Below are 20,856 nucleotides of genomic sequence, written 5' to 3'. Positions count from 1 at the left end.
GCATTGCGGAGCGAAGTATATCGATCGAACGCCGCCAGAAATACCGCGCGCTTGTCCTTGAAGGCCTTGTAGATGCTGCCCGCGGTGAGGTCCGTCGCGTCCTTCAGATCGCCGATCGAGGTGGCGTGAAATCCGCGTTCCCGGAACACGCCGATGGCCCGGTCCAGCGCCTTGTCCATGTCGAATTCGCGCGGGCGGCCCGGCCCACGGGATTTTTCCAGGCTTGATCGTGTCGTGACAGACATGTGGCCACAATAGAGAACGAATGTTTCCTAATCAAGTGTTTTCTTGCGCGGACTGTACGGCAGGCTGGAAGTGAATTTATGGATTGAACCCGCGGCTTCGGTCGCGGCGCCTTGCGCCGCCTATAGTCGGGGAAGCCCGGGATCAAAGCGCAAAGCACCTTCGACCCATTTCGCCACGCGAAGCAGATGATAGTCCTGTCGATAGCTCCCGACGATCTGCACGCCGAGCGGAAGGCCGTTGTTGCCAAAGCCCGCCGGCAGCGCCACCGCAGGCGCGCCGAGCAGGGTCCAGGGCGCGCAATATTCGGCGTCGCCGGTGTAACCGAGGCCTTTCGGGGCTTCGCCGAACGCTGGCAGGGTCAGCACGGCGTCGAAACCGGAAAGATCGGTTGGTAGGCGCGATCGCAGTTTTTCCTGCAGCGCTCTGGCGGCGAGATAGTCGTAGGCGGTATGGCCTTTGCCGGCCTGCACCGCCGATTTCAAATGATCGCTGGTACGGTCGGGGTAGCGCGCGACCAGATCGCTGAAAATCAGCGCCGCCTCGCTGGCGAGAATGATATTGATGGCGTGCCAGTTGGTTGAATCGAGCTCGGCCAGTTCAAGCTCCTGCGCAACGGCGCCGGCGTCGCGCAATTTGACGATCGCCGCCTCGAAGGTCCGCTGCTGTTCGGGCTCGGCCTTCGACCATTTTTCGAAACGCACGATCGCGAGACGCGGGTTTTGCAGCGGCGGCACACCTCGATCGGGATCGATCTGAAAGCCGGGAAGCGGCCGGCCATGCGGATCGAGGTCGCTGGAAGCTGCAAGCAGCGACAGCGCGTAAGCCACGTCGTCCAGGCGCCGCGCGAACAAGCCGACATGATCGAGCGAGGGGCTCAGCGGATGCACACCGGTGCGCGGGATCGCGCCGAAACTCGGCTTGAGACCGACGACGCCGTTGAACGCCGCGGGTCTTATCACCGACCCAAGCGTCTGCGTGCCCAGGGCCAGCGGCACCAGGCCGGCCGCGACCGCCGCAGCGGAGCCCGAGGATGAGCCGCCCGGCGTATGCGCATGGTTCCAGGGATTGACGGTCGGGCCGGGATGACGCCAGGCGAATTCCGTCGATACGGTTTTGCCGAAGATCGTGGCGCCGAGGCTGCGCAGGCGCTCGACCACCCAGGCGTCTTTGGCCGGAATGTGATCGCGGTAGATCGGCGATCCGTTGGTGGTCGGCATGTCCGAGGTGGCGATGATGTCCTTGATCGCCACCGGAATGCCGGACAATGGACCTGGCCGGCGCGTGACATCGACCGGAAGATATTCGAACGCCTTGAGCACGGGCTCCGCGGCTTTTGTCTTTTCCAGACAGTCTGCCGCGTAGCGATCGGCGGCGGCTGGATCGTTCTTGAAGCGGTGCAGAAGTTCGAGAACCCCGGCGCCGGATTCTGGAGCAGTGCGTGCGGTCGGATCGGTCATGTCTGGAAATCCTTAAGGTCGCGACGGCACGATGTGGCTGGTGAGCCGGCGCGCGATGTCTCGCCGCAGCGCGTTGAACTCCGGCGAGGATACGTCGCGCGGCCGGGCCAGCTCGATGCGGAAATCACTGTCGATCCGTCCCGGGCCGGCGCTCATCACCAGCACGCGGTCCGCCAGCAGCACGGCTTCCTCGACCGAATGGGTGACGAAGATCGCGGTGACGCCGGTGCGTGTCCAGATCTGCAGCAGTTCGTGCTGCAGCTGCTCGCGCGTCAGGGCGTCGAGCGCGCCGAACGGCTCGTCCATCAACAGGATGTTGGCGTTGTTGGCCAGCACGCGCGCGATCGCGACACGCTGCTTCATTCCGCCCGATAACTGGCTCGGATAGCGGTCGGCAAAGCGGGCGAGGCCGACCATCTTGACGAACTCGTCGGTGGTCTTGTCGATCTCCTCGCGCGGCAATCGGCGCTGCCGCGGTCCGAAGCTGATATTCTGGCGCACCGTCATCCACGGAAACAGCGCGTAATCCTGGAACACCATGCCGCGGTCGCTGCCCGGGCCGGTGATGGCTTTGCCGTCGATCGAAGCCTCCCCGGTCGACGGCTCCTCGAAGCCGGCGATGATGCGCAGCAGCGTCGATTTCCCGCAGCCGGACGCGCCGATCAGGCAGACGAATTCGCCCTGCGGAATGGTGAGATCGACCGGCGCGAGGGCCTCGACCTCGCCATCGCCGACGGCGAAACGCTTGGTGACGCCGCTGACCGTCAGGGTTTCCGGGTGAAGGGCGTTATTCAAGATGCTGCGGACTCCAGCTCAACAGGCGGTTGCTGATCGCGACGATGATCCGGTCGGTGATGAAGCCGCAGGCGCCGATCACGATCATGCCGGTGATCACGAGATCGGTGCGCGACAGCGTGCGGCCATCCATCACCACCGAACCGAGGCCGGTCGGGACACCGGTCATTTCACCGACCACGATCAATATCCAGGCAAATCCGTGCGCGATCCGCAGGCCGTTGAAAATGGCCGGCAGCGAAGCGGGCAGCACGATCTGACGGAACATTCCGGCGCCCGAGCAGCCCAGCATCGCGGCCGCCTCGAACAGGCGCGGATCGATCGAGCGCACGCCGAACATGGTGTTGAGCAGGATCGGATAGAAGGCGCCGAGGAACACCAGGAAGATCGCCGCATTCGGCCCCAAGCCAAAGAAGATCATCGAGAGCGGCAACCATGCGGTGACCGGGATCGGGCGCAGCAGCGAAATCGTCGGATCAAGTAATTGCCGCAGCAGCTTGATGCGCCCGATCATCATGCCCAGGGGAATGCCGATCACGGCGGCCAGGAAAAAGCCGCCATAGACGCGCTGCACCGATTTCCAGACATGGATCAGGATCGTGCCGCTGAAGGCGTCGTCATAGATGCCGCCGAACGAGAAGTCGTACATCATGACAGCGACCTGATACGGGCTCGGAATCAGCCGCGTACCCGTCATCGCGACGGCGCGATCCCAGATCAGGATCAGCAGGATCGGGAAGCCGGCGCCGAGCGCAATGGCGCGCAGTGTTTCCAGCCGCTGCCGGTTGCGGCGGCGCAACGCCGCCGCGGCGACCGGGGCCCCCGGTTCCGTCGTTTCAGCCAGGATGGTGGCGTGGTCGTTCACGTCGATCGGCTACATGAACTGTTCGGTGATCGCCCGCGACATGTCGGGGGCCTGACGAACCTGCTTCTTCTCGACCATCAATTCGCTGTAGGCCTTGGCGCGCCTGACGAACTCGTCATCGATCTTCCAGGTCAGCTCGACATTGGGCACCGCGATTTCGATCGACTTGCGCTGCTGACCGAGCTTCTGCATCGCGACCTCGACCATTTCTTCGGGATGCGCCATCGCGTAGTCGGTCGCCTTCTTGTGCATCTCGATGATCATCCTGAGCCGCTCGGGGTTCTCCTTGACCATCTTTTCGCTGGCGGACAGGATCATGTTGAGCGAACCGATCGACGTCGAATACGGATATTCGACCAGCCGGCCGGTGCCGTTGGCCAGGCTGATGCCCGGGCCGGGTTCTGCGCCGACGTAAGCATCGATATCGCCGCGTGCCAGCGCGCCGGCCATGTCGCTGAACGACAGCCGGATCGGCTGAATGTCCTTGATCGACATGCCCTCGGCCTTGAGCCGCTCGAGGATCACCACCTCCTGGGTCGAGCCCGGGAAGATGGCGACGCGTTTGCCCTTAAGGTCCTTGATGGTCTTGATGTCGGATTTGGCGTCGGCCACGATCGCCATGCCGCGGTTGGTCGCCGCGGCGACGATCACCACCGGTTCGCCGGCGGCGGCGCCCAGCAGAAACGCGGCAATGCCGTGGATGCAGGTGTCGACGGTGCCGGTCAGCACCGCGTTCTTGCCGTCGGTCGGGCTCTCGAACGGAATCACCTCCACGGTGTAACCGGGCGGCGCGAACTTCTCGTAGAAGTAGGGCGTGATGCCGTGGATAAGCTTGAGCGTGCCGACCCGCAGAACCTTGTCGTCCGCCTGGGCCTGCGGTGTGGCAGCGAGAAGCGACAGGACTCCCAATGAAACGAACAACAGACGGGACAACAGCGAATTGGGCGCAACAGGCATAACGATCCTTTCGAAGGACGATCTTGCAGCAACCCGGCGGCAACACCCTATAGCAGGCGTCACATCGGGTGAACTAAATTGCGGGTGAACTCAATGGCAAGTGAACTCAATTGACGCGGAAAATCGCCGTACGATCGACCGCAATCCTAGGGTTTGCCGGCCTTGAAGGCGCCGAGCACCTGCTCACAGGCCGGCCCCGATCGCGCGCACCAGGCCTGCTGTGCCGCCGCGGCTCCGGATTGGAGCGCTGCGACGATCGCCGGCGCCGGATGGGTGTCGATGGTCACGCCATTGTCGCGCATACGCGCATAATTCTCGCCCAGCCGGGTGGACAGAGCGAGCCACAACTCCGTCTCGGTCTGTCGGCTCGCGATGTCGACCGCTTCGCGTAACTCCGGCGCCAATCCGTCATAAACCGCCTGATTGACGCTCGCGACCGACATCGGCATCGAATAGGTGATCTCGCTGAAGTAGGGCAGGTACTGCCACAACCCGCGACCGGCGCCGCCATCTCCCGACGAAAGCACCGCGTTGATACTGCCGTCGACCAGCTTCGGCATCGTATCGGCGAAGCTGATCGAGGTGGCCTTGGCGCCGGCGCTGGCGAAGACCTCACGCGATATCTTGTCGTAGGTGCGAACAGAAAGACCTGATAGCTCCGACACCGTCTTCAGCGGTGCCTTCGACCAGATGCCGGAGGGTGGCCAGGGCGTCAGATACAAGAGCCGCTGGCCTCGATTGTGCAATGCTGTCACGATGTAGGGCCGGGCGAGGTCGGCCAGCCGCCTGGCATCGGCGATCGACGTCACCAGAAACGGCAGCGAGGGCAGCGCGAAGATCGCGTCTTCCGCTTCCAGCGCGCCGGCAAAGGCGTCGCCGGCCGCAACGCGGCGCTCCGCAATCGCGGTCAGCATGTCGGCCGATCGAATGCCCTTGGCGCCATCGAAGCTCGGCTGGATCAGCAGTTTTCCGGCGCTTAATTCGGCGACATGCTGCGCGAATGCGGTCACGCCAAGCCCGGACATGGCGCTTTGCGGATATTCCGACGGCATGTCCCAGACGGTCTGGGCGCGGGCGGCTATCGGTTGCAGCAGCAGGAACGCGCCGGTTAGCAAACGGAGAAGTCGCACGGTTCCTCCCGGTCCAGGCCGGCATACGCTGCAGTGCACGCTCCCTTGGTAGCGGGGACAGGGCGGTTGGTAAACTCCCCGCTTCGGGCATCGCCGGGCGTTGCGACAACCGACGCGGTAACCTTGCCGGCAAGTTCCGCTGGAATTGCAGGGAACGCTTCCTAGATAATCATGGTTGTCTGTTTTGGGTATTTCAGGAGGCCGCTATGGTCCCGAGGAATTTTTTCAGTGCCATTCTTTGCACGACACTCCTGAGCTGGAGCGGTCTGGCGATCGCGGACCAATACCGTCCGGACGAATTCCTCAGTCTTGACCTGTCCAGGGCGGTGCTTTCGCCAAAGCCGCTGGGGCCAGCCGCCGGATTCACGCCGGGTCCGCTTGACGTCAGCACCGACCAGGGCGGCGCAGCCGTGAACACCGGCGCTGAAGCCAAAGCCGAACCCACGATTACGGTCCGCAAGACCAGAGTTGTGCGCGCGGAGACAACGCACGGTTCGACCAGAACCAGGCTCGCGCGACGCCACGCCAGTCCGCTCGATGCCCAGGCCTTCGATGCCAGAATCCAGGTCTGGCCGTGCCGATCGGGCGGCATCTGCAACTGGAAGCGATAGGGCAATCACCGGCTCCAATCATCGGTTTTCGGTCACCCGCAGCCAGCAGCGACATGAAATGTCACGATGGGCCGCCAGCAGATTTGCCGGCACATGCGCCGCGAATCACGGCGGCAGGGCCGGACTGATCGGGCCGGCGGCCTCGATCCCGTAAATCCACGGGCTGCGAACCGGGACGCTCGCCGCTGTCGTCGCGGGCAGGGGCGGGTTTGTTGAGGATCGGTTCACCAAACCCAGGCAAATCGGCCCAGTGTCTTACTTTGGACAAATCAATCCTGCGTCTTGGAATCCGTTCAGGTCGAGACGTCATTCTCCCCGCCTGCAACAAGGATGCAGGCGAATGTCCCGAACACTCGGCAGGCTGTTGATCGCGATCGGATTCGTCGCCGCTCTGGGCGTATCGGCGGACGCCAGTCCGAGGTGCGTGAAGGACCAAAAACCCTTCGAGCTCACAGACGATATCGTCAGTTGGACCATGTCGGCTGCGCCGGGATCGGAATGCATTCAGGGACTCCGCTGGTCCTATATGCAAATCTACAGTGTCCTGATTTTGAAGGCTCCCACAAAGGGCAAGCTTGTCATCGTCGGATCCGGTTTCCAATACTTCGCGGATTCCGAAAGCCATGAAGCCGACAAGTTCACCTTGGTGGTGTTTGGAAAGAACCGGCACACTACCGGAGAATCCGTCCTGGATATTTCGGTCAACGAACCTCGCGGAACCGTGGTCAGTGAATTGCCTCCACGGCCCTGATCCATTTGCCTCTGCAGCGCTTCGCCAGCAAGATCACCGCGGTTCGCTAGCACGTAAACGGACATCGTCAGCCCCCGGCTGCGTCCGCCATTTCCGGAATCCCCGCCGCAACCGATCCCGGAGTCATCCGGCTGTCGCAAAACCTTCGGCCTGGAGTCAAAAAACCTTCGGCCTGGAGTCAAGTTGAGCGGGCACCCTTCGTCGTGATTCGACGAGGTGGCCCCGAATGGCGATTGCGGTACGTGCGAAGAAAAATCTGACCAGGCGCGATTGGCTGGTCCGCTCCGCATCCACGGTCGCGCTCGCGGGATTGGGGAGTCTCGCCAGACCCGCTCTCAGCCGGGCCGCGGATCGTCCGCAGATGATCAGCGGTATTCAGTCGGGCGATGTATCGGGCGGCTCCGCGGTGGTGTGGGCGAGGTCGGACCGGCCGGCGCGGATGCAGGTGGAATGTTCAACGGTCGAAAGCTTCAAGACCATCCTGCGTACGGCATCGTCAGGCGCGCTGCCGGATCATGACTTCACCGCGAAAGCGCTGCTTGAAGGTCTTCCGGCCGGGCAGGACATCTTCTACCGGGTGCGGTTCGAAGATATCGCCGACGGGATATCGGGCGAAACGCTGACAGGACATTTCCGGACCGCGCCGGCGAAGCCCGCGTCGGTCTCGTTCGTCTGGTCGGGTGATACCGCCGGCCAGGGCTGGGGCATCGATCCCGGCCGTGGCGGCATGCGAACCTACCGGACCATGCTGGAAAACCGTCCGGATTTCTTCATCCATTCCGGCGATCACATCTATGCGGATTGTCCGGTGCCCACCGAATTGAAACTGCCGAACGGGGAAACCTGGCGCAACATCGTCACCGAGGAGAAATCCGTCGTGGCGCACAGCCTCGCGCAATTTCGCGGCAACTATAAATACAATCTGCTCGACGACAACCTGCGCGCCTTCCACGCGCAGGTGCCGATGTTCGCGCAGTGGGACGATCACGAAGTGTGCGATGACTGGTCGCCGATCGGCAGCGTCGACGAGGCTGGTTATGCCGAGGACGGCACCTCCCGGCTGGTGGCGCGTGGACGCCAGGCATTTTTCGAATTCATGCCGATCCGCGAGGTCCCCGCGCAGGCCGGCCGGGTCTATCGCAAAATAGCCTATGGACCGCGGCTCGATGTCTTCCTGATCGACATGCGCAGTTATCGCGATTCGACCTGGAACAAGCGCGATGATCCCGGCGATGCCTTCATCCTGGGATCGGTCCAGCTGGCGTGGCTGAAGCGGGAGCTCGCCGCCTCCGACGCGACCTGGAAGGTGATCGCCGCGGATCTGCCGATCGGATTGATCAGCGAGGACGCCATCGCGCTTGGCAATGGACCACCGGAGCGGCGCGAACACGAGATCGCCGATCTCCTGTCCTTCATGAAGCGCGCCGGGATCCGCAATACCGTGTGGCTGACCGCCGACATGCATTACACCGCCGCGCACCACTACGATCCGAACCGGGCCGTGTTCGCCGATTTCGAGCCGTTCTGGGAATTCGTCTCTGGTCCGCTGCACGCGGGCAGCTGGGGTCCCGGCGAACTCGACAATACGTTCGGCCCGATGGCGATGTACCAGAAGGGCTGCAGCGCCGAACAGGGCGAAAATCTCGCCCCCTGTTTCGGGCTGCAGTTTTTCGGCCGCGTCGATATCGACGGCCCATCGGGGATCATGACGGTGACCTTGAAGGACGTCGATGATCGCGCGCTATGGTCGGTCGATCTCGAGCCGCAGCCGGACGCGCGGCCGGGCAGAATGCTGGCGGAGCCGATCTGAGCGGCGCTGGCCTGGTCAGCGGGTCACGATCAGATAGCCGCCGAATACCAGCAGCATCGACAGCAGCGCGAGCCCGCCGACGACGCCGGCGACGATCGCGAGCAGTTCGTTGGCCTCCAGCCATCGTCGTAAAGCCCTGACCATCGCTATTCTAACCCGATCTTGATTTGGACTTGGCGCTCCCGGCAGACTATCAAGCGACGGACACGCTGTCTCGTCCATCCCGTCAATCCGGCCTGCATTCATCCCACGGCAGCCGCTGCCTGGCCGGTGATTTCAGGTCTTCAGGAGCCATCATGGAACATTTGCAAACCCAGGGCATCAGCCTGCCGCGGCTTGGGCTCGGTACCTACCGGATGCAGGGCGACGTCTGCCGCGCGGCGGTCGAAAGCGCGCTGGCGCTCGGTTACCGGCATATCGACACCGCGGAAATGTACGGCAATGAGGACGCCATCGGGGCGGCGATCGCTGCCGCAGGGGTCGCGCGCAGGGATCTGCATGTCACGACCAAGGTCTGGAACGAGAATCTCGCCCCGGATGCGATGCGAAGGTCGTTCGATGCCAGCCTGAAGAAGCTGCGGCTCGATCATGTCGATCTCTATCTCGTGCACTGGCCGGCGAAGAACATGAACCTGCCGGCGATGTTCGAGACGTTGCTGAAGCTGAAGCAGGAAGGCCGCACCCGCGCCATCGGGGTTGCCAATTTCAACATCGCGCTGTTGAAGACCGTGGTCGAGGAGATCAAGGCGCCAATCGCCTGCAACCAGATCGAATATCACGTGCTGCTCGACCAGACCCCGGTGCGCAGATCTATGGCGGCAAAATCGATCCCGCTGGTGGCCTATTGCCCGCTGGCGCAGGGCCGGGCGGCTTCGGACGAGACGTTGATGGCGATCGGCCGCAAGCATGGCGCCAGCGCCGCGCAGGTAGCGCTGAAATGGCTGCTCGACCAGGACGGCGTTGCGGCGATCCCGAAGGCCTCGCGCGCCGAGAGCCAACGGGCCAATCTCGACGCGCTGAATGTCGGGCTCGATGAGGAAGACATCAAGGCGATCGCGGGGCTGCCGAAAGACAAACGCTTCGTCAATCCCGGCTTCGCGCCGGCATGGGATTGAACGGTTCGCCACGCAGCCTGTGGTTCGAAGGAACCTGCGTTCAGAACTGCGCTAGTCGATGATCGCCTGATACACCAGCGCGTTGATCTTCTGGCGATAGTGCCAGCGGATCGGGCCGGGCGCTGCCGACAGATACACCACCGCGAGTTCCTCCTTCGGATCGACCCACCAGTCCGTACCGCTGGCGCCAGGCCAGGTGAACTGCCCGACCGACCCCATCATCCTGACCACGCCGGGCGTGGTTCGCACCGCAAGCCCCAGACCGAAGCCGAAATCGGCGCGGGTTGGATCGGCATTGCCGACCAGATTCCTGATATTGGGGCCGAGCTGGTCGGACAGCATGTAGTCGACGGTCTTGCGGCCGAGCAGATGGGCCTCGCCGGAGCGTCCGCCGTTCATCAGCATCAACGCAAAACGCAGATAGTCGGATGCGGTAGAGGCCGCGCAGCCGCCGCCGCATTCGAATTTGAGCGGCTCTGTCAGTTCGGGGCTGCGCGTCTGCGGCTTGCCGGTGTCGGGATCGACCGGCAACGGCCTGGCGTAGCGCGCGGCCCTTTCGGGAGAAATCGAGAAGCCGGTATCGGTCATTCCGAGGGGCGTAAACAGATTGGCCTGCAAATATTGTCCAAGCGTCTGCTTGCTGATCTGCTCGATCGTGAGGCCGAGCAGGTCGAGACCGAAACCATAATCCCATACGGTGGCGGGCTGATACAACAGCGGCAGCGACGCCAGTTTGTCGGTGAATGCCGTGGCGTCATAGTCGCGCGCCGCATCGCCGCTGCCGGCCGGGTACATCTTGTGCACCAGCGTGTTGCCGCGCCCGCCGTAAACAAGTCCGGAGGTGTGGCGCATCAGATCCTGGATCGTGATCGGCCGGTTGGCCGGCACGGTTTCGGCCACAGGCTCACCGGCGGGGTCACGCGCGGCGACGCGCATCTGGGCGAATTTCGGGAAATATTTGGCAAGCGGTTCGTCGATTAGGATCTTGCCCCGCTCGTACAGCATTAGGGCGCCGACCGTTGTCATCGGTTTGGTCATCGACGCGATGTTGAAGATGGTGTCCGTGGTCATGGCGACACCGGCCGCCTTGTCGCGCCAGCCATAGGCATCGAACACCACCAGTTTGCCGTGCCGGGCGATGGCGATGACCGCGCCGGGAATACGTCCGGCTTCAATGTCGGCTTTCAGCGTTTCGCCGATCCGTGCCAGCCGCTCGCTGGAGAGGCCGACATCTTCCGGTTTGGCGCGCGGCAACGGCTCCGCGGCGAATGCGGCGCCCGAAGCCAGCAGGCAAAGCGCGGTTGTGAGAATTCGCAAGGCAGTCATGAATGTCTCCCGTTCGGGCTCTTCGGCCCTTGATGGTTGCGGCGCGAGGTTATGGCAGCATGCCTGAAGAGACCAGCCATGTTTGCCGGCTACTTCCCGGCGGCTTGCGAAAATTGCCTGCCCGGCGCATCATTGATCGATAAAAAAATCCTTGAAATTCCTTTGGGGGAGAACGCCAGCATGTCCGCACTGTCACGCCGTCATTTCCTTGCGCTTACGGGCTCGGCCGCGGCCGCGACATGGTCAGGGCGTTCCCCGGCCGATGCGGCGATGGGGCCGGCCGACAAGTTCGACCTCGTGATCAAGGGCGGCGAGGTGGTCGATCCCAGCCAGTCGCTGCGCGGCAAGCGCGACATCGGCATCCGCTGGGGCGTGATCGAGGCGATCGAGCCGGAGATTCCCGCCGCCCGCATCTCGAAGAGCATCGATGCCTCGGGCAAACTGGTGATGCCGGGCCTGATCGATCTGCATTGTCATGTCTATCCCTATGGCTCGGCGATCGGCATTCCCGCCGACGAACTGGTGCAGTTTCAGGGCACGACCACCGTGGTGTCGGCCGGCGATGCCGGCGTCAACAACCTCGCGGCGCTGCGCCGCTACATCGTGGCGCAGACGCGGGCGCGGATGTATGCGTTCCTCCACATCGCCAACAACGGATTGTCGGCCTTCCCGGTCGCGGAGCTCTACAACATCGACAATGCGCAGGTCGAAGCCTGCGCCATGGCGCTGGCGGAAAATCAGGATTTCCTGATCGGCGTCAAGGTGCGGATGTCGGAGAACGTGATCTTCAAGCACGGCCTCGAGCCGCTGAAACGCGGGATTCAGGCCTGCGAGATGTGCGGCTGGCCGGCCAAGATGATGGTGCATATCGGCGGCGTCGAGACCGGCGCATTGATGTCCGATATTCTGAACATCTTGCGGCCCGGCGACGTGCTGACCCACGCCTATTCCGGGGCGCCGAACATGGCCGGTGCGTTCACCAACATCGTGCAGGACGGCAAGCTGCTGCCGGCGGCTCTCGCCGCCAAGCAGCGCGGCGTGATCTTCGATGTCGGCCATGGCGGCGGCAGCTTCGATTTTACCGTGGCCGAGGTCGCGATTCCCGCCGGCTGCACCCCGGACACGATTTCGTCCGACATGCACGTATTTTCAGGCAATACGCCGGGGGTGCCGTTCCTGCCCAACGTGATGAGCAAATTCATGGCGATGGGCTATTCGCTGGAGCAGGTGGTGACGATGACCACCACGGCGCCGGCCAAAATCATCAACCGCGCGCCGAAGATCGGCACGCTGCAGGTTGGCGCGCCCGGTGACGTCGCGATCATGGACCTGGTGGAAGGGCCGGTGTCGTTCCTCGACACCCGCAACAACAAGCGCGATGGCAAGGCCTGGCTGAAGCCGGTGCAGACCGTGATCAACGGCGTGCCGTTCGGGCGGCCGTATCAGGCGCCATTTGCGGTGAGGTAGAAGCGGCCCATGAAGTTCTGAGCGCGAGTGCCGCGGCAGCAACCAGCGCCGCGGCCGCGATCAGGGATGCCACGCGAAAGTCACCGAGCCGCTCCGACAGAAAGCCGGCCAGCGTCGGCCCGATCATCTGCCCAATGCTGAAGCTCGCGGTCATTCGCGCGAAAGCCCGGTGCGGATGGCCGCTCGACAGCATTCGCCCGGCCAAAAATCCCAGCACCGTAAGGCCCATGAAGGTTCCGCCCAGCAGCAACGCCGAAAGACAGATGCCCGGGATCGTCACCCATTCGACGCTGACGGCGACGCCCACCGCCTCGATGGCGCACGCCGCGGCAAAGGCGTTCAAGATCCCGACCCGCTGGCCCAGCCAGCTCCAGACCGTCACGGACGGAATCGCGGCCAGCCCAAACAGGGTCCAGACCCAGGGCTCAAGCACGCGAACCTCCGCTGTCAGCCGCACGATGGCGACCAGGAAGGTTGCGGTGATGATATAGCCGAAGCCGAACAGGCCATAGGCCACGACCATCGCGGTCATACCCGAAGGTGGCGCGTTGATCATTTCGGGCTTCATCGCCGCGCCGGCCTGGTCCGACGCCGGAATCAACGCTGCGGCCGCGACCGCGGCCAGCACCGCCAATGAGCCGGTACCGATCCACAGGCTCCGCCAGCCCGCGCCCGATGCCAGCAACACGGAAACGGTGATGGCCGAGATCATGATCCCGAAGCCGACGCCGGCGAACTGAACGGCGGACAGCGACCCGCGTCCCGAAGCCGACAGTCGCTCCAGTACCAGGGTTGACGCGCATACAATCACAAACGCGCTGGCGACGCCGCCGATAAAGCGAAGGCTGACGAAGGAGACGATATCGGACGGCAGCGCCATGGCGGCGGTTGACACGGCGCTGATCGTCAGTGCCGCCAGAAGCCAGGGCCTCGGCCGTGCTACCGCGAACGGCCGGCCGGCCAGCAATGCGCCGATGAAATAACCCAGCAGGTTGGCCGAAGCGACCAGCCCCGCATCGGATTTGCTCCAGCCGAGCGCGCCCAGCATGGCCGGGAGGATCGGCGTGTAGACAAAGCGGCCGATGCCAAGTGCGGCGGTCATCGCCGCCAGCCCGCCGAAGGCCAGCGCTAAGGAGCGGTCGTGTTGCATGATGTTGTTACTGCCGTGGTTAGTCTGGGCCCACGCTAGCGCAAACGGAATGGCGTCCGGTAACGGTTTGATCTGATGGCCGCTATCGCTGGCAGTGATGGCGAATGGCTTATTCGGCAGCCGCAACCGTCAAGGCCGGCCGGGCCATGTCCATGAAGGCGCGAAGGGCGCCCGAGGCATAGGCTTCACGATGCCGGATGAAGACGGTCTCGACCTGTCCCTCATCGTTCGGCAGCGGATGCACGCGCAGGCGTCCGCGCTCCCACACCGATCCAAGCAATGCCCGCGGCAGCAAGGTCACGCCGACGCCGGCGCTGACGCAGGCGATGATGGCTTCGATGGTGCCAAATTCCAGCAGCCGCACGCCGACGATGCCGCGCCGCGCCAGCATGGCTTCGAGTTGCAGGCGATAGGAGCAGCCCGCTTTCAAGACCACGATCTTCAGGTCCGGCTTGCGGCTCAGCGCCTCAAAGCTGGTGATGGCGGGAGCCGTCAGGATCACGAGTTCTTCGCGGACGAACGGATCGACCAGCAGGTCCGGATGATGGGCCGGACCACAGACATAGGCGCCGTCGAGCTGCCGACCCAGCACCTGCGCGATGAGCTCGCGGGTGGTTCCGGTTTTCAACGACAGATCGACCGCCGGATAGGCTGCGACATAGGCCGCAAGAGTCGGCGACAGATGCAGGGCGGCCGTGGTGTCGAGCGAACCGATCGTCAGGCTCCCGGACGGGGTTCCCTCGTCGGCCACCGCGCGTTTGGCGTCGTCGAGCAGGCGTGCGGCGCGGGCCGCGAAGGGAAGCAACCGCTGCCCGGCCGCCGTCAGTGTGACCCCGCGATTGGTGCGCTCGAACAGAGCGAAGCCGACTTCATCCTCGAGCGATTTGATGCGCGCGGTGACATTGGATTGCACGGTATTGAGTTCGAGCGCAGCCCTGCTCATGCTGCCCGTGCTTGCCACGCACTGGAACATCCGAAGGTCGGCGGCGTCCATCTCGCGAGCTCCTGTTGCGCCCCGGCGTTATTCTACAGCATCGCAGCGAACCGCACCATTCCCGGACCGCCGGTTTTGATCTTCCGGCCGTCGGCCGGTCACGCCCGGCCGCGTTTCTCGACATTCGCGCTTCGCGCCGGCACGCCGAATTCCCGGCGGCATATCTCGGCGAGCAAAGCGATGCCTTCACGGATCTGTTCATGCGAGGGGCTGGCGAAGCACAGCCGCAACCGGGGGCCGGCATGGACCTTGTCGGTCGACCATTCCGGTCCCGGATTGATGGCGACGCCGGCGGCGAGCGCGGCCTGGTAGAGTTTTAGCGTATCGACCTGGTCGGGGAGCTTGACCCACAGGAAGATGCCACCCTTGGGGTCATCGAATTCCGCTGCCGTGCCAAATTGCTCGTTGAGCGCTTCCATCAGCGTCTCGAGCTTGGCGCGCAGGCCCCGCGTCAGCTTCGGCACATGTGAACTGAAATGCGGCGCGCAATATTCCGCGAGCACCATCTGTTCGAGCGCGCCCGAACCGGCGTCGGTCTTCAGCGCCAGCATCCGCGACAGCACGCTCCATGGCGCCACGATATAGCCCACGCGTAATGCCGGCGCGATCGACTTGGAGAACGAGCCGATATGAATGACGCCGCCGTTGCGGCTCATCGCGTGCAATGCCGGCGGGCGTTGGCGGTCCCAGATCAAATCAGCATAGCAATCATCCTCGAAGATCGGCACGCCATATTGTCCGGCCAGCTTCAGCAATTCGGCGCGGCGCGCCAGCGGCATGATGGTGCCGGTCGGGTTCTGCACGGTCGGGATGGTGTAGATGTATTTAGGCGTGATGCCGCGGCGCTTGAGATCGGCCAGCGCCTGCGCCAGCGCATCCATCCGCATGCCGTCATGATCGAGCGGAATGCCGACGACATTGACGCCGAGCCGGGTCAGCCGGTTCAGCGCGCCCTGATAGCTGTCCCGCTCGATGATAATTGTGTCGCCGCGGGCGAGCAGCGTGGCATTGACGAGGTCGAGCGCCTGCAGCGAACCGGAAACGATCAGGATCTCGTCGGCGGCGCAGTCGATGCCGGCGTCGGATTGCAGTTTCGCCGTGAGAAATTGGCGCAGCGGAAGATAACCCTGAGGCCCGCTGGCCAGCCCGTAGGTGGCCAGCGTCTTGCCCTCGCGCCGGAGCACGGCATTGACCGCCTCGATCAGGCCCTCGACCGGGACCTGGTCCGGATCGTTGTTGCCGCCGACAAAGCTGTATTTGGCCAGTCCGGTCCATTTCGCCGCGGGCGCGGGCAATCCCGCTGGAAACAACGGTGCGAAGTCAAACGCTGGCGAGGTCATGAATGGCGTTTCCCTTGTTCTTTATTGGTTCCAACCTTATGCAAATTGGTAAGCTTTGTCGCTACCGGATCGCCACGCCGCCGGAGCCGTTCTGCCCTGCGTAATGAAGCTGGCGCGGGCCTGCGAGTCCGGCTAATGCTCGCCCGTACAATGTGAGACCCTTTGAATGGCCGATCCGATCCAGGAAGTTCTGCATGCCTTCGCCCGCGGCGAACTCGTTGTCGTCACCGATGATGACGACCGCGAAGGCGAGGGCGATCTGATCGTCGCTGCGTCGCTTTGCACCGCCGACAAGATGGCATTTATCATCCGCCACACCTCGGGCATTGTCTGCGCGCCGATCACGACCGAAGATGCGCGCCGGCTGCGGCTCGACCCGATGGTGGCGCACAATGAATCCAACCACACCACCGCCTTCACGGTCTCGATCGACTACAAGCCCGATGGCGGCACCGGGATTTCGGCGGACGAACGCGCGTCCTGCTGTCGCGCGCTGGCCAATCCGAATGTCGGCGCCAGCGATTTCGCGCGGCCCGGACACGTGTTTCCGCTGATTGCGCGGGACGGTGGCGTGCTGCTGCGCTCGGGCCATACCGAGGCGGCGGTCGATCTTTGCAAGCTCAGTGGCCTGCCGCCGATCGGCGTCATCAGCGAACTGATGAACGACGACGGCACGGTCATGAAGGGCGAGCAGGTGGCGCGGTTCGCCCGGGCCCACAAGCTCAAGCATGTCACCATCGCCGACATGATCGCCTACCGCCAGGCGCGGGAAAAGCTGATCGAGCGGGTCTCGACCTTCACCACCGAAAGCCCGATCGGGCCGTTGCAGGGCTATGCCTATCGTTCGCCGTTCGACCCCATCGCGCATGTGGCGTTCGTCTATAACGGCGTCGGTGACGGCAAGAACGTGCTGACCCGGTTCCACAAGCCCAATATCGTCCGGGACATGTTCACCGGGCCAAAGCGCATGCAGGCCGTGCTCGAACATTTCAAGAAGGCCGGCAGCGGTGTGCTGGTTTACCTGCGCGACGGTGCTGCCGGCGTTCCCGTGGCGCCGTTGCCGGAGGAGAAATCCGCTGAGGCCGACCGCAACCGGCAATGGCGCGAGGTCGGCGTCGGCGCGCAGATCCTGCGCGATCTCGGCGTCACCTCGATCCGTCATTTGACGTCGTCGGTGCATGACTACAAGGGATTGTCCGGTTTCGGCATCGAGATCGTCTCCAACGAACTGCTCGAAGGATAGGCGTTGTCATTCCGGGATGGTCCGAAGGACCAGACCCGGAATCTCGAGATTCCCCGATATGCAACCGCATATCTGAGGTTCGCGCCCTCCAAGTCGGCTGTTGCCGACTTGGAAAAATAATATTTGCCGAACTCGGGTAAACCCAAGTTCGGTTGGCGCGCCCCGGAATGACAAAATCGAGGAATTGCACTTCTGCCCATAGCGCTTTAACTTGTGAAACAAATCTGCAGGACAAGTTGCGAAAGGAATTTTCATGAGCGTGCGCCCTCAGACCAAGGACAAGCCATCCCCGGTGAATTTCCAGTGGGATGATCCGTTCATGCTCGACGAGCAGTTGACCGAAGACGAGCGCATGATCCGCGACACCGCGCGGGCCTACGCGCAGGACAAGCTGCTGCCGCGCATCACCAAGGCCTACCTCGAGGAAAAGACCGATCGCGAGATTTTCAACGAGATGGGCGAACTTGGCCTGATCGGCATCACGCTGCCGGAGGAATATGGCTGCGCCAATGCCAGCTATGTCGCCTATGGCCTGGTGGCGCGGGAGATCGAGCGCGTCGATTCCGGCTATCGTTCGATGAATTCGGTGCAGTCGTCGCTGGTGATGCACCCGATCTATGCCTATGGCGACGAGAACCAGCGCAAGAAATATCTGCCCAAGCTTGCCACCGGCGAATGGGTCGGCTGCTTCGGCCTGACCGAGCCCGATGCCGGCTCCGATCCCGGCGGCATGAAGACCCGCGCCGAGAAGACCTCCGACGGCTATCGGCTGACCGGCACCAAAATGTGGATTTCCAACGCGCCGATCGCCGACGTGTTCGTGGTGTGGGCGAAATCGGCGGAACATAACAACCAGATCCGCGGCTTCATCCTTGAAAAGGGCATGAAGGGCCTCTCGGCGCCCAAGATCGGCGGCAAGCTGTCGCTGCGGGCGTCGGTCACCGGCGAAATCGTGATGGAAGGTGTGGAAGTGCCCGAAAGCGCGCTGCTGCCCAACGTCTCCGGCCTCAAGGGGCCGTTCGGCTGCCTCAACCGCGCCCGCTACGGCATTTCCTGGGGCGCGATGGGCGCCGCGGAAGACTGCATGGCGCGCGCGCGGCAATACACGCTCGACCGCAAGCAGTTCAATCGCCCGCTGGCGGCGACGCAACTGGTGCAGAAAAAGCTCGCGGACATGCAGACCGACATCGCGCTTGGCCTGCAGGCCTCGTTGCGGGTCGGCCGCTTGATGGACGAAGGCAAGATGGCGCCGGAGATGATCTCGATCGTCAAGCGCAACAATTGCGGCAAGGCGCTCGATATCGCGCGCATGTCACGCGACATGCATGGCGGCAATGGCATCCAGATCGAATATCACGTGATGCGCCACACCGCGAACCTGGAAACCGTGAATACCTATGAAGGTACCCACGACGTCCACGCTTTGATCCTCGGCCGCGCCATCACCGGCATCCAGGCGTTTTCGTAAGTTTGGGTCGTCATTCCGGGGCGCGCCAAAGGCGCGAACCCGGAATCTCGAGCTACATCATCCATCTCATCGAGATTCCGGGTCTGGCCCTTCGGGCCATCCCGGAATGACGTCAGAGCAAATCCCATGGCCGACAATGACGACGTCCCGTTCAACCGCGACTTTCCGCTCAAGCCGGGAATCGTCGAAGAAGTTCGCCCTGGCGTGCGGCGGATCCTTTGCAACAATCCGAGCCCTTTCACCTTCACGGGAACGGTGAGTTACATCGTCGGCCAGGGCAAGGTCGCGATCATCGATCCCGGTCCCGACAATGAGGCCCACGCCACGGCGTTGCTGGATGCCGTGCGTGGCGAGACCGTGACGCATATTCTGGTCACCCACACCCACCGCGACCACTCGCCGAATACCGCGCGGATCAAGGTCGCCACCGGCGCCACTGTCTATGCCGAGGGTCCGCACCGGGCGTCGCGGCCGCGCTTCGAGAGCGAGAAGCACAATCCGGAATCCGGCGCCGACCGCGACTTTCGGCCCGATGTCAGCGTTCGCGATGGCGAGGTGATCGAGGGCGCCGGCTGGAAACTTGAGGCGGTGGCGACGCCGGGCCATACCGCCAATCATCTGGCGTTCGCCTGGCCGGAGCGGAAGATCAATTTCGTCGGCGATCACGTGATGGGCTGGTCGACCTCGATCGTGGCGCCGCCGGACGGATCGATGATCGACTACATGGCCTCGCTGGAACGACTGACGCAGCGCGACGAGGATCTGTATTTCTCGGGCCATGGCCCGGAAATCCCCGAAGGTCCGCGCTATGTGCGCTTCCTGATCCGGCACCGGCAGGCCCGCGAGGCATCGATCCTGCACCGTCTGGCGAAAGGCGAAGCCGATATTCCCACCATCGTGCGCGCGATCTATATCGGCATCGACCCGCGGCTGTTGAACGCCGCCGGTTATTCCGTGCTGGCCCATCTGGAAGATCTGGTGGCGCGCGGGATCGTCAGGACCGATGGCGATCCGGTGATCGGCGGGACCTACCGGCTGGCGGCGGCGGGTTAGGGCTGTCATTCCAGGATGCGCCGTCAGGCGCAGACCCGGAATCCAGAAATTGTGGCGCGAGATTCCGGGTTCGTGCTTCGCACGCCCCGGAATGACGAAGACGTCACTTCTTCACCACCTTCGGCGGCGGCGGTTTCACCGGGAGTTGCGGTTTCTTCACCGGCTTGAGGTTGGCGTTATCGGCCGCATTGTTGATGTCGTCGATCAGCTTCATCACGCGTGCGGCGTTGCTGCCGAGATCGCTCTCGAAATAGCGCGACGACGAGCGGATATCGACGCGGGAATCCTCGCCATCGGCGGTGACGCGGATCGATACGTCTTCGCGAAATCCCATGATCGGGGTGCGCGCCACCGCCTCGATGCGGCCGATGCGGCGCGGCGGCTGTGGCGGCCGTTCGTCGATCACAAGCCATTTGCGCTTGTTGACCAGCTGCAGCGTGATCTCATAGGCCCGCTGCACCGGGACCTCGAGTTCGACGGTCTCGATATCGGGATAGGCGAGCCGCTGCTGCTCGGCGGAATACAGCCCGGCATAGACGGCGGTGTTGGCGCCGTCGCCGCTGCGCAGCCGCGCCAGCGCTTCGAAGCGCGGCGGATCGATCGGATCGGTGGTGATGTCGTGGATCGCCGGCAGTTTGCGATATTGCAGGCCGAGATAGGCGGGATAGGCGAGCACCACCGCGTCGATCAGGAACGCCAGCAGGATGCGGCTCATGCCGCGCGATCCGTTTTGCCAGATCGCGACAAAGGCGGCGAGGCCGACCAGGATCGAAAGGCCGGCGCAGGCCAGCGCGCCGAAGAAGGTCGCCAGCGCCGGTTTCATCTCGAGAAAGCCGAAGCGGACGATGAGGATCGAGACCAGCACCGCAACCACCGAGAACACCGCGAGATTGCGCGCCCAGGACGCGAGACTCGACACGGGCTCCGATTGATAGGGAGCGGAAAACCTGCGGGCCATCGCTTCAATTCTGCCGGGTTGGAACTTGGCCGGGCGTAATGCGCCGGGTCATTAGACTGGCCCGTTTGAGACCACGGACCTGCGGCAAATTCAAGGGTGGAGTGCCGGGGCCGGCGATCC

General features: G+C 63.5%; 20 protein-coding genes. 8 read left to right on the top strand and 12 right to left on the bottom strand.

Annotated elements, in window-relative coordinates:
* From ABR948_RS07040 to ABR948_RS07015, 6 genes are all read right to left on the bottom strand, one after another.
* Positions 1–245: TetR/AcrR family transcriptional regulator (locus ABR948_RS07040; protein WP_428115063.1), on the bottom strand; the 245-nt coding region annotated here is incomplete at its 3' end.
* A 120-nt stretch (positions 246–365) separates the two neighbouring features.
* On the bottom strand, positions 366–1,703 hold the full coding sequence (locus ABR948_RS07035; RefSeq protein ID WP_428115061.1) for an amidase: 1,338 nt from the start codon (positions 1,701–1,703) through the stop codon (positions 366–368).
* A gap of 12 nt (positions 1,704–1,715) precedes the next feature.
* Positions 1,716–2,498 (bottom strand): ABC transporter ATP-binding protein, encoded by a 783-nt coding sequence (locus tag ABR948_RS07030; protein WP_428115059.1) that lies wholly within the window; start codon positions 2,496–2,498, stop codon positions 1,716–1,718.
* A complete protein-coding gene (locus ABR948_RS07025) occupies positions 2,491–3,363 on the bottom strand; it encodes an ABC transporter permease (protein WP_428115056.1) in 873 nt (290 codons plus the stop codon). The genes ABR948_RS07030 and ABR948_RS07025 overlap by 8 nt, the downstream gene beginning before the upstream one ends.
* 9 nt (positions 3,364–3,372) lie before the next feature.
* Complete coding sequence (locus tag ABR948_RS07020; protein ID WP_428115054.1) at positions 3,373–4,320, bottom strand: ABC transporter substrate-binding protein; 948 nt, start codon at positions 4,318–4,320, stop codon at positions 3,373–3,375.
* A gap of 146 nt (positions 4,321–4,466) precedes the next feature.
* A complete protein-coding gene (locus ABR948_RS07015) occupies positions 4,467–5,450 on the bottom strand; it encodes a TRAP transporter substrate-binding protein (protein ID WP_428115052.1) in 984 nt (327 codons plus the stop codon).
* Between the two features lie 206 nt (positions 5,451–5,656).
* On the opposite strand from ABR948_RS07015, the gene ABR948_RS07010 reads away from it, so the two are divergent.
* From ABR948_RS07010 to ABR948_RS07000, 3 genes are all read left to right on the top strand, one after another.
* Positions 5,657–6,061: a hypothetical protein gene (locus ABR948_RS07010; protein WP_428115050.1), complete on the top strand. Its 405-nt coding sequence runs from the start codon at positions 5,657–5,659 to the stop codon at positions 6,059–6,061.
* Between the two features lie 364 nt (positions 6,062–6,425).
* Positions 6,426–6,812, top strand: coding sequence for a hypothetical protein (locus ABR948_RS07005; RefSeq protein WP_428115047.1), 387 nt, complete (start codon positions 6,426–6,428; stop codon positions 6,810–6,812).
* Positions 6,813–7,038: 226 nt separating this feature from the next.
* Complete coding sequence (locus ABR948_RS07000; RefSeq protein ID WP_428115046.1) at positions 7,039–8,622, top strand: alkaline phosphatase D family protein; 1,584 nt, start codon at positions 7,039–7,041, stop codon at positions 8,620–8,622.
* A 15-nt stretch (positions 8,623–8,637) separates the two neighbouring features.
* Here ABR948_RS07000 and ABR948_RS06995 read toward each other — a convergent pair whose 3' ends face one another.
* On the bottom strand, positions 8,638–8,766 hold the full coding sequence (locus ABR948_RS06995; protein ID WP_428115043.1) for a hypothetical protein: 129 nt from the start codon (positions 8,764–8,766) through the stop codon (positions 8,638–8,640).
* Positions 8,767–8,918: 152 nt separating this feature from the next.
* Between ABR948_RS06995 and ABR948_RS06990 the strand changes: the two genes are divergently transcribed.
* The gene (locus tag ABR948_RS06990; RefSeq protein WP_428115041.1) at positions 8,919–9,737 is read left to right on the top strand and encodes an aldo/keto reductase; all 819 of its coding nucleotides are present in this window, start codon (positions 8,919–8,921) and stop codon (positions 9,735–9,737) included.
* A gap of 51 nt (positions 9,738–9,788) precedes the next feature.
* Here ABR948_RS06990 and ABR948_RS06985 read toward each other — a convergent pair whose 3' ends face one another.
* Positions 9,789–11,063 (bottom strand): serine hydrolase domain-containing protein, encoded by a 1,275-nt coding sequence (locus ABR948_RS06985; protein WP_428115039.1) that lies wholly within the window; start codon positions 11,061–11,063, stop codon positions 9,789–9,791.
* 180 nt (positions 11,064–11,243) lie between these two features.
* Between ABR948_RS06985 and ABR948_RS06980 the strand changes: the two genes are divergently transcribed.
* On the top strand, positions 11,244–12,530 hold the full coding sequence (locus tag ABR948_RS06980) for an amidohydrolase family protein (RefSeq protein ID WP_428115037.1): 1,287 nt from the start codon (positions 11,244–11,246) through the stop codon (positions 12,528–12,530).
* On the opposite strand, the gene ABR948_RS06975 is transcribed toward ABR948_RS06980, so the two are convergent.
* The 3 genes from ABR948_RS06975 to ABR948_RS06965 all read right to left on the bottom strand — a co-directional run bounded on the left by ABR948_RS06975 (position 12,478) and on the right by ABR948_RS06965 (position 16,014).
* Positions 12,478–13,680, bottom strand: coding sequence for a YbfB/YjiJ family MFS transporter (locus ABR948_RS06975; protein WP_428115035.1), 1,203 nt, complete (start codon positions 13,678–13,680; stop codon positions 12,478–12,480). The two genes, ABR948_RS06980 and ABR948_RS06975, sit on opposite strands and share 53 nt — an antisense overlap.
* A 109-nt stretch (positions 13,681–13,789) precedes the next feature.
* Positions 13,790–14,674 carry a LysR family transcriptional regulator gene (locus ABR948_RS06970; protein WP_428115033.1) on the bottom strand — a complete coding sequence of 295 codons (885 nt, stop codon included), beginning with the start codon at positions 14,672–14,674 and terminating at the stop codon, positions 13,790–13,792.
* A gap of 98 nt (positions 14,675–14,772) precedes the next feature.
* On the bottom strand, positions 14,773–16,014 hold the full coding sequence (locus ABR948_RS06965; RefSeq protein ID WP_428115031.1) for an aminotransferase-like domain-containing protein: 1,242 nt from the start codon (positions 16,012–16,014) through the stop codon (positions 14,773–14,775).
* 166 nt (positions 16,015–16,180) lie between these two features.
* On the opposite strand from ABR948_RS06965, the gene ribB reads away from it, so the two are divergent.
* From ribB to ABR948_RS06950, 3 genes are all read left to right on the top strand, one after another.
* A complete protein-coding gene (gene ribB / locus ABR948_RS06960; RefSeq protein ID WP_428115029.1) occupies positions 16,181–17,257 on the top strand; it encodes a 3,4-dihydroxy-2-butanone-4-phosphate synthase in 1,077 nt (358 codons plus the stop codon).
* A gap of 253 nt (positions 17,258–17,510) precedes the next feature.
* Complete coding sequence (locus ABR948_RS06955) at positions 17,511–18,725, top strand: acyl-CoA dehydrogenase (RefSeq protein WP_428115026.1); 1,215 nt, start codon at positions 17,511–17,513, stop codon at positions 18,723–18,725.
* Between the two features lie 126 nt (positions 18,726–18,851).
* On the top strand, positions 18,852–19,778 hold the full coding sequence (locus ABR948_RS06950) for an MBL fold metallo-hydrolase (protein ID WP_428115024.1): 927 nt from the start codon (positions 18,852–18,854) through the stop codon (positions 19,776–19,778).
* Between the two features lie 103 nt (positions 19,779–19,881).
* Here ABR948_RS06950 and ABR948_RS06945 read toward each other — a convergent pair whose 3' ends face one another.
* The gene (locus tag ABR948_RS06945; RefSeq protein ID WP_428115021.1) at positions 19,882–20,736 is read right to left on the bottom strand and encodes a DUF1499 domain-containing protein; all 855 of its coding nucleotides are present in this window, start codon (positions 20,734–20,736) and stop codon (positions 19,882–19,884) included.
* Between the last annotated feature and the right edge of the window lie 120 nt (positions 20,737–20,856).

It is taken from the genome of Bradyrhizobium sp. (genome assembly GCF_050014615.1).
GTDB lineage: Bacteria > Pseudomonadota > Alphaproteobacteria > Rhizobiales > Xanthobacteraceae > Bradyrhizobium.
This window is presented reverse-complemented; position numbering and strand designations above follow the sequence as displayed.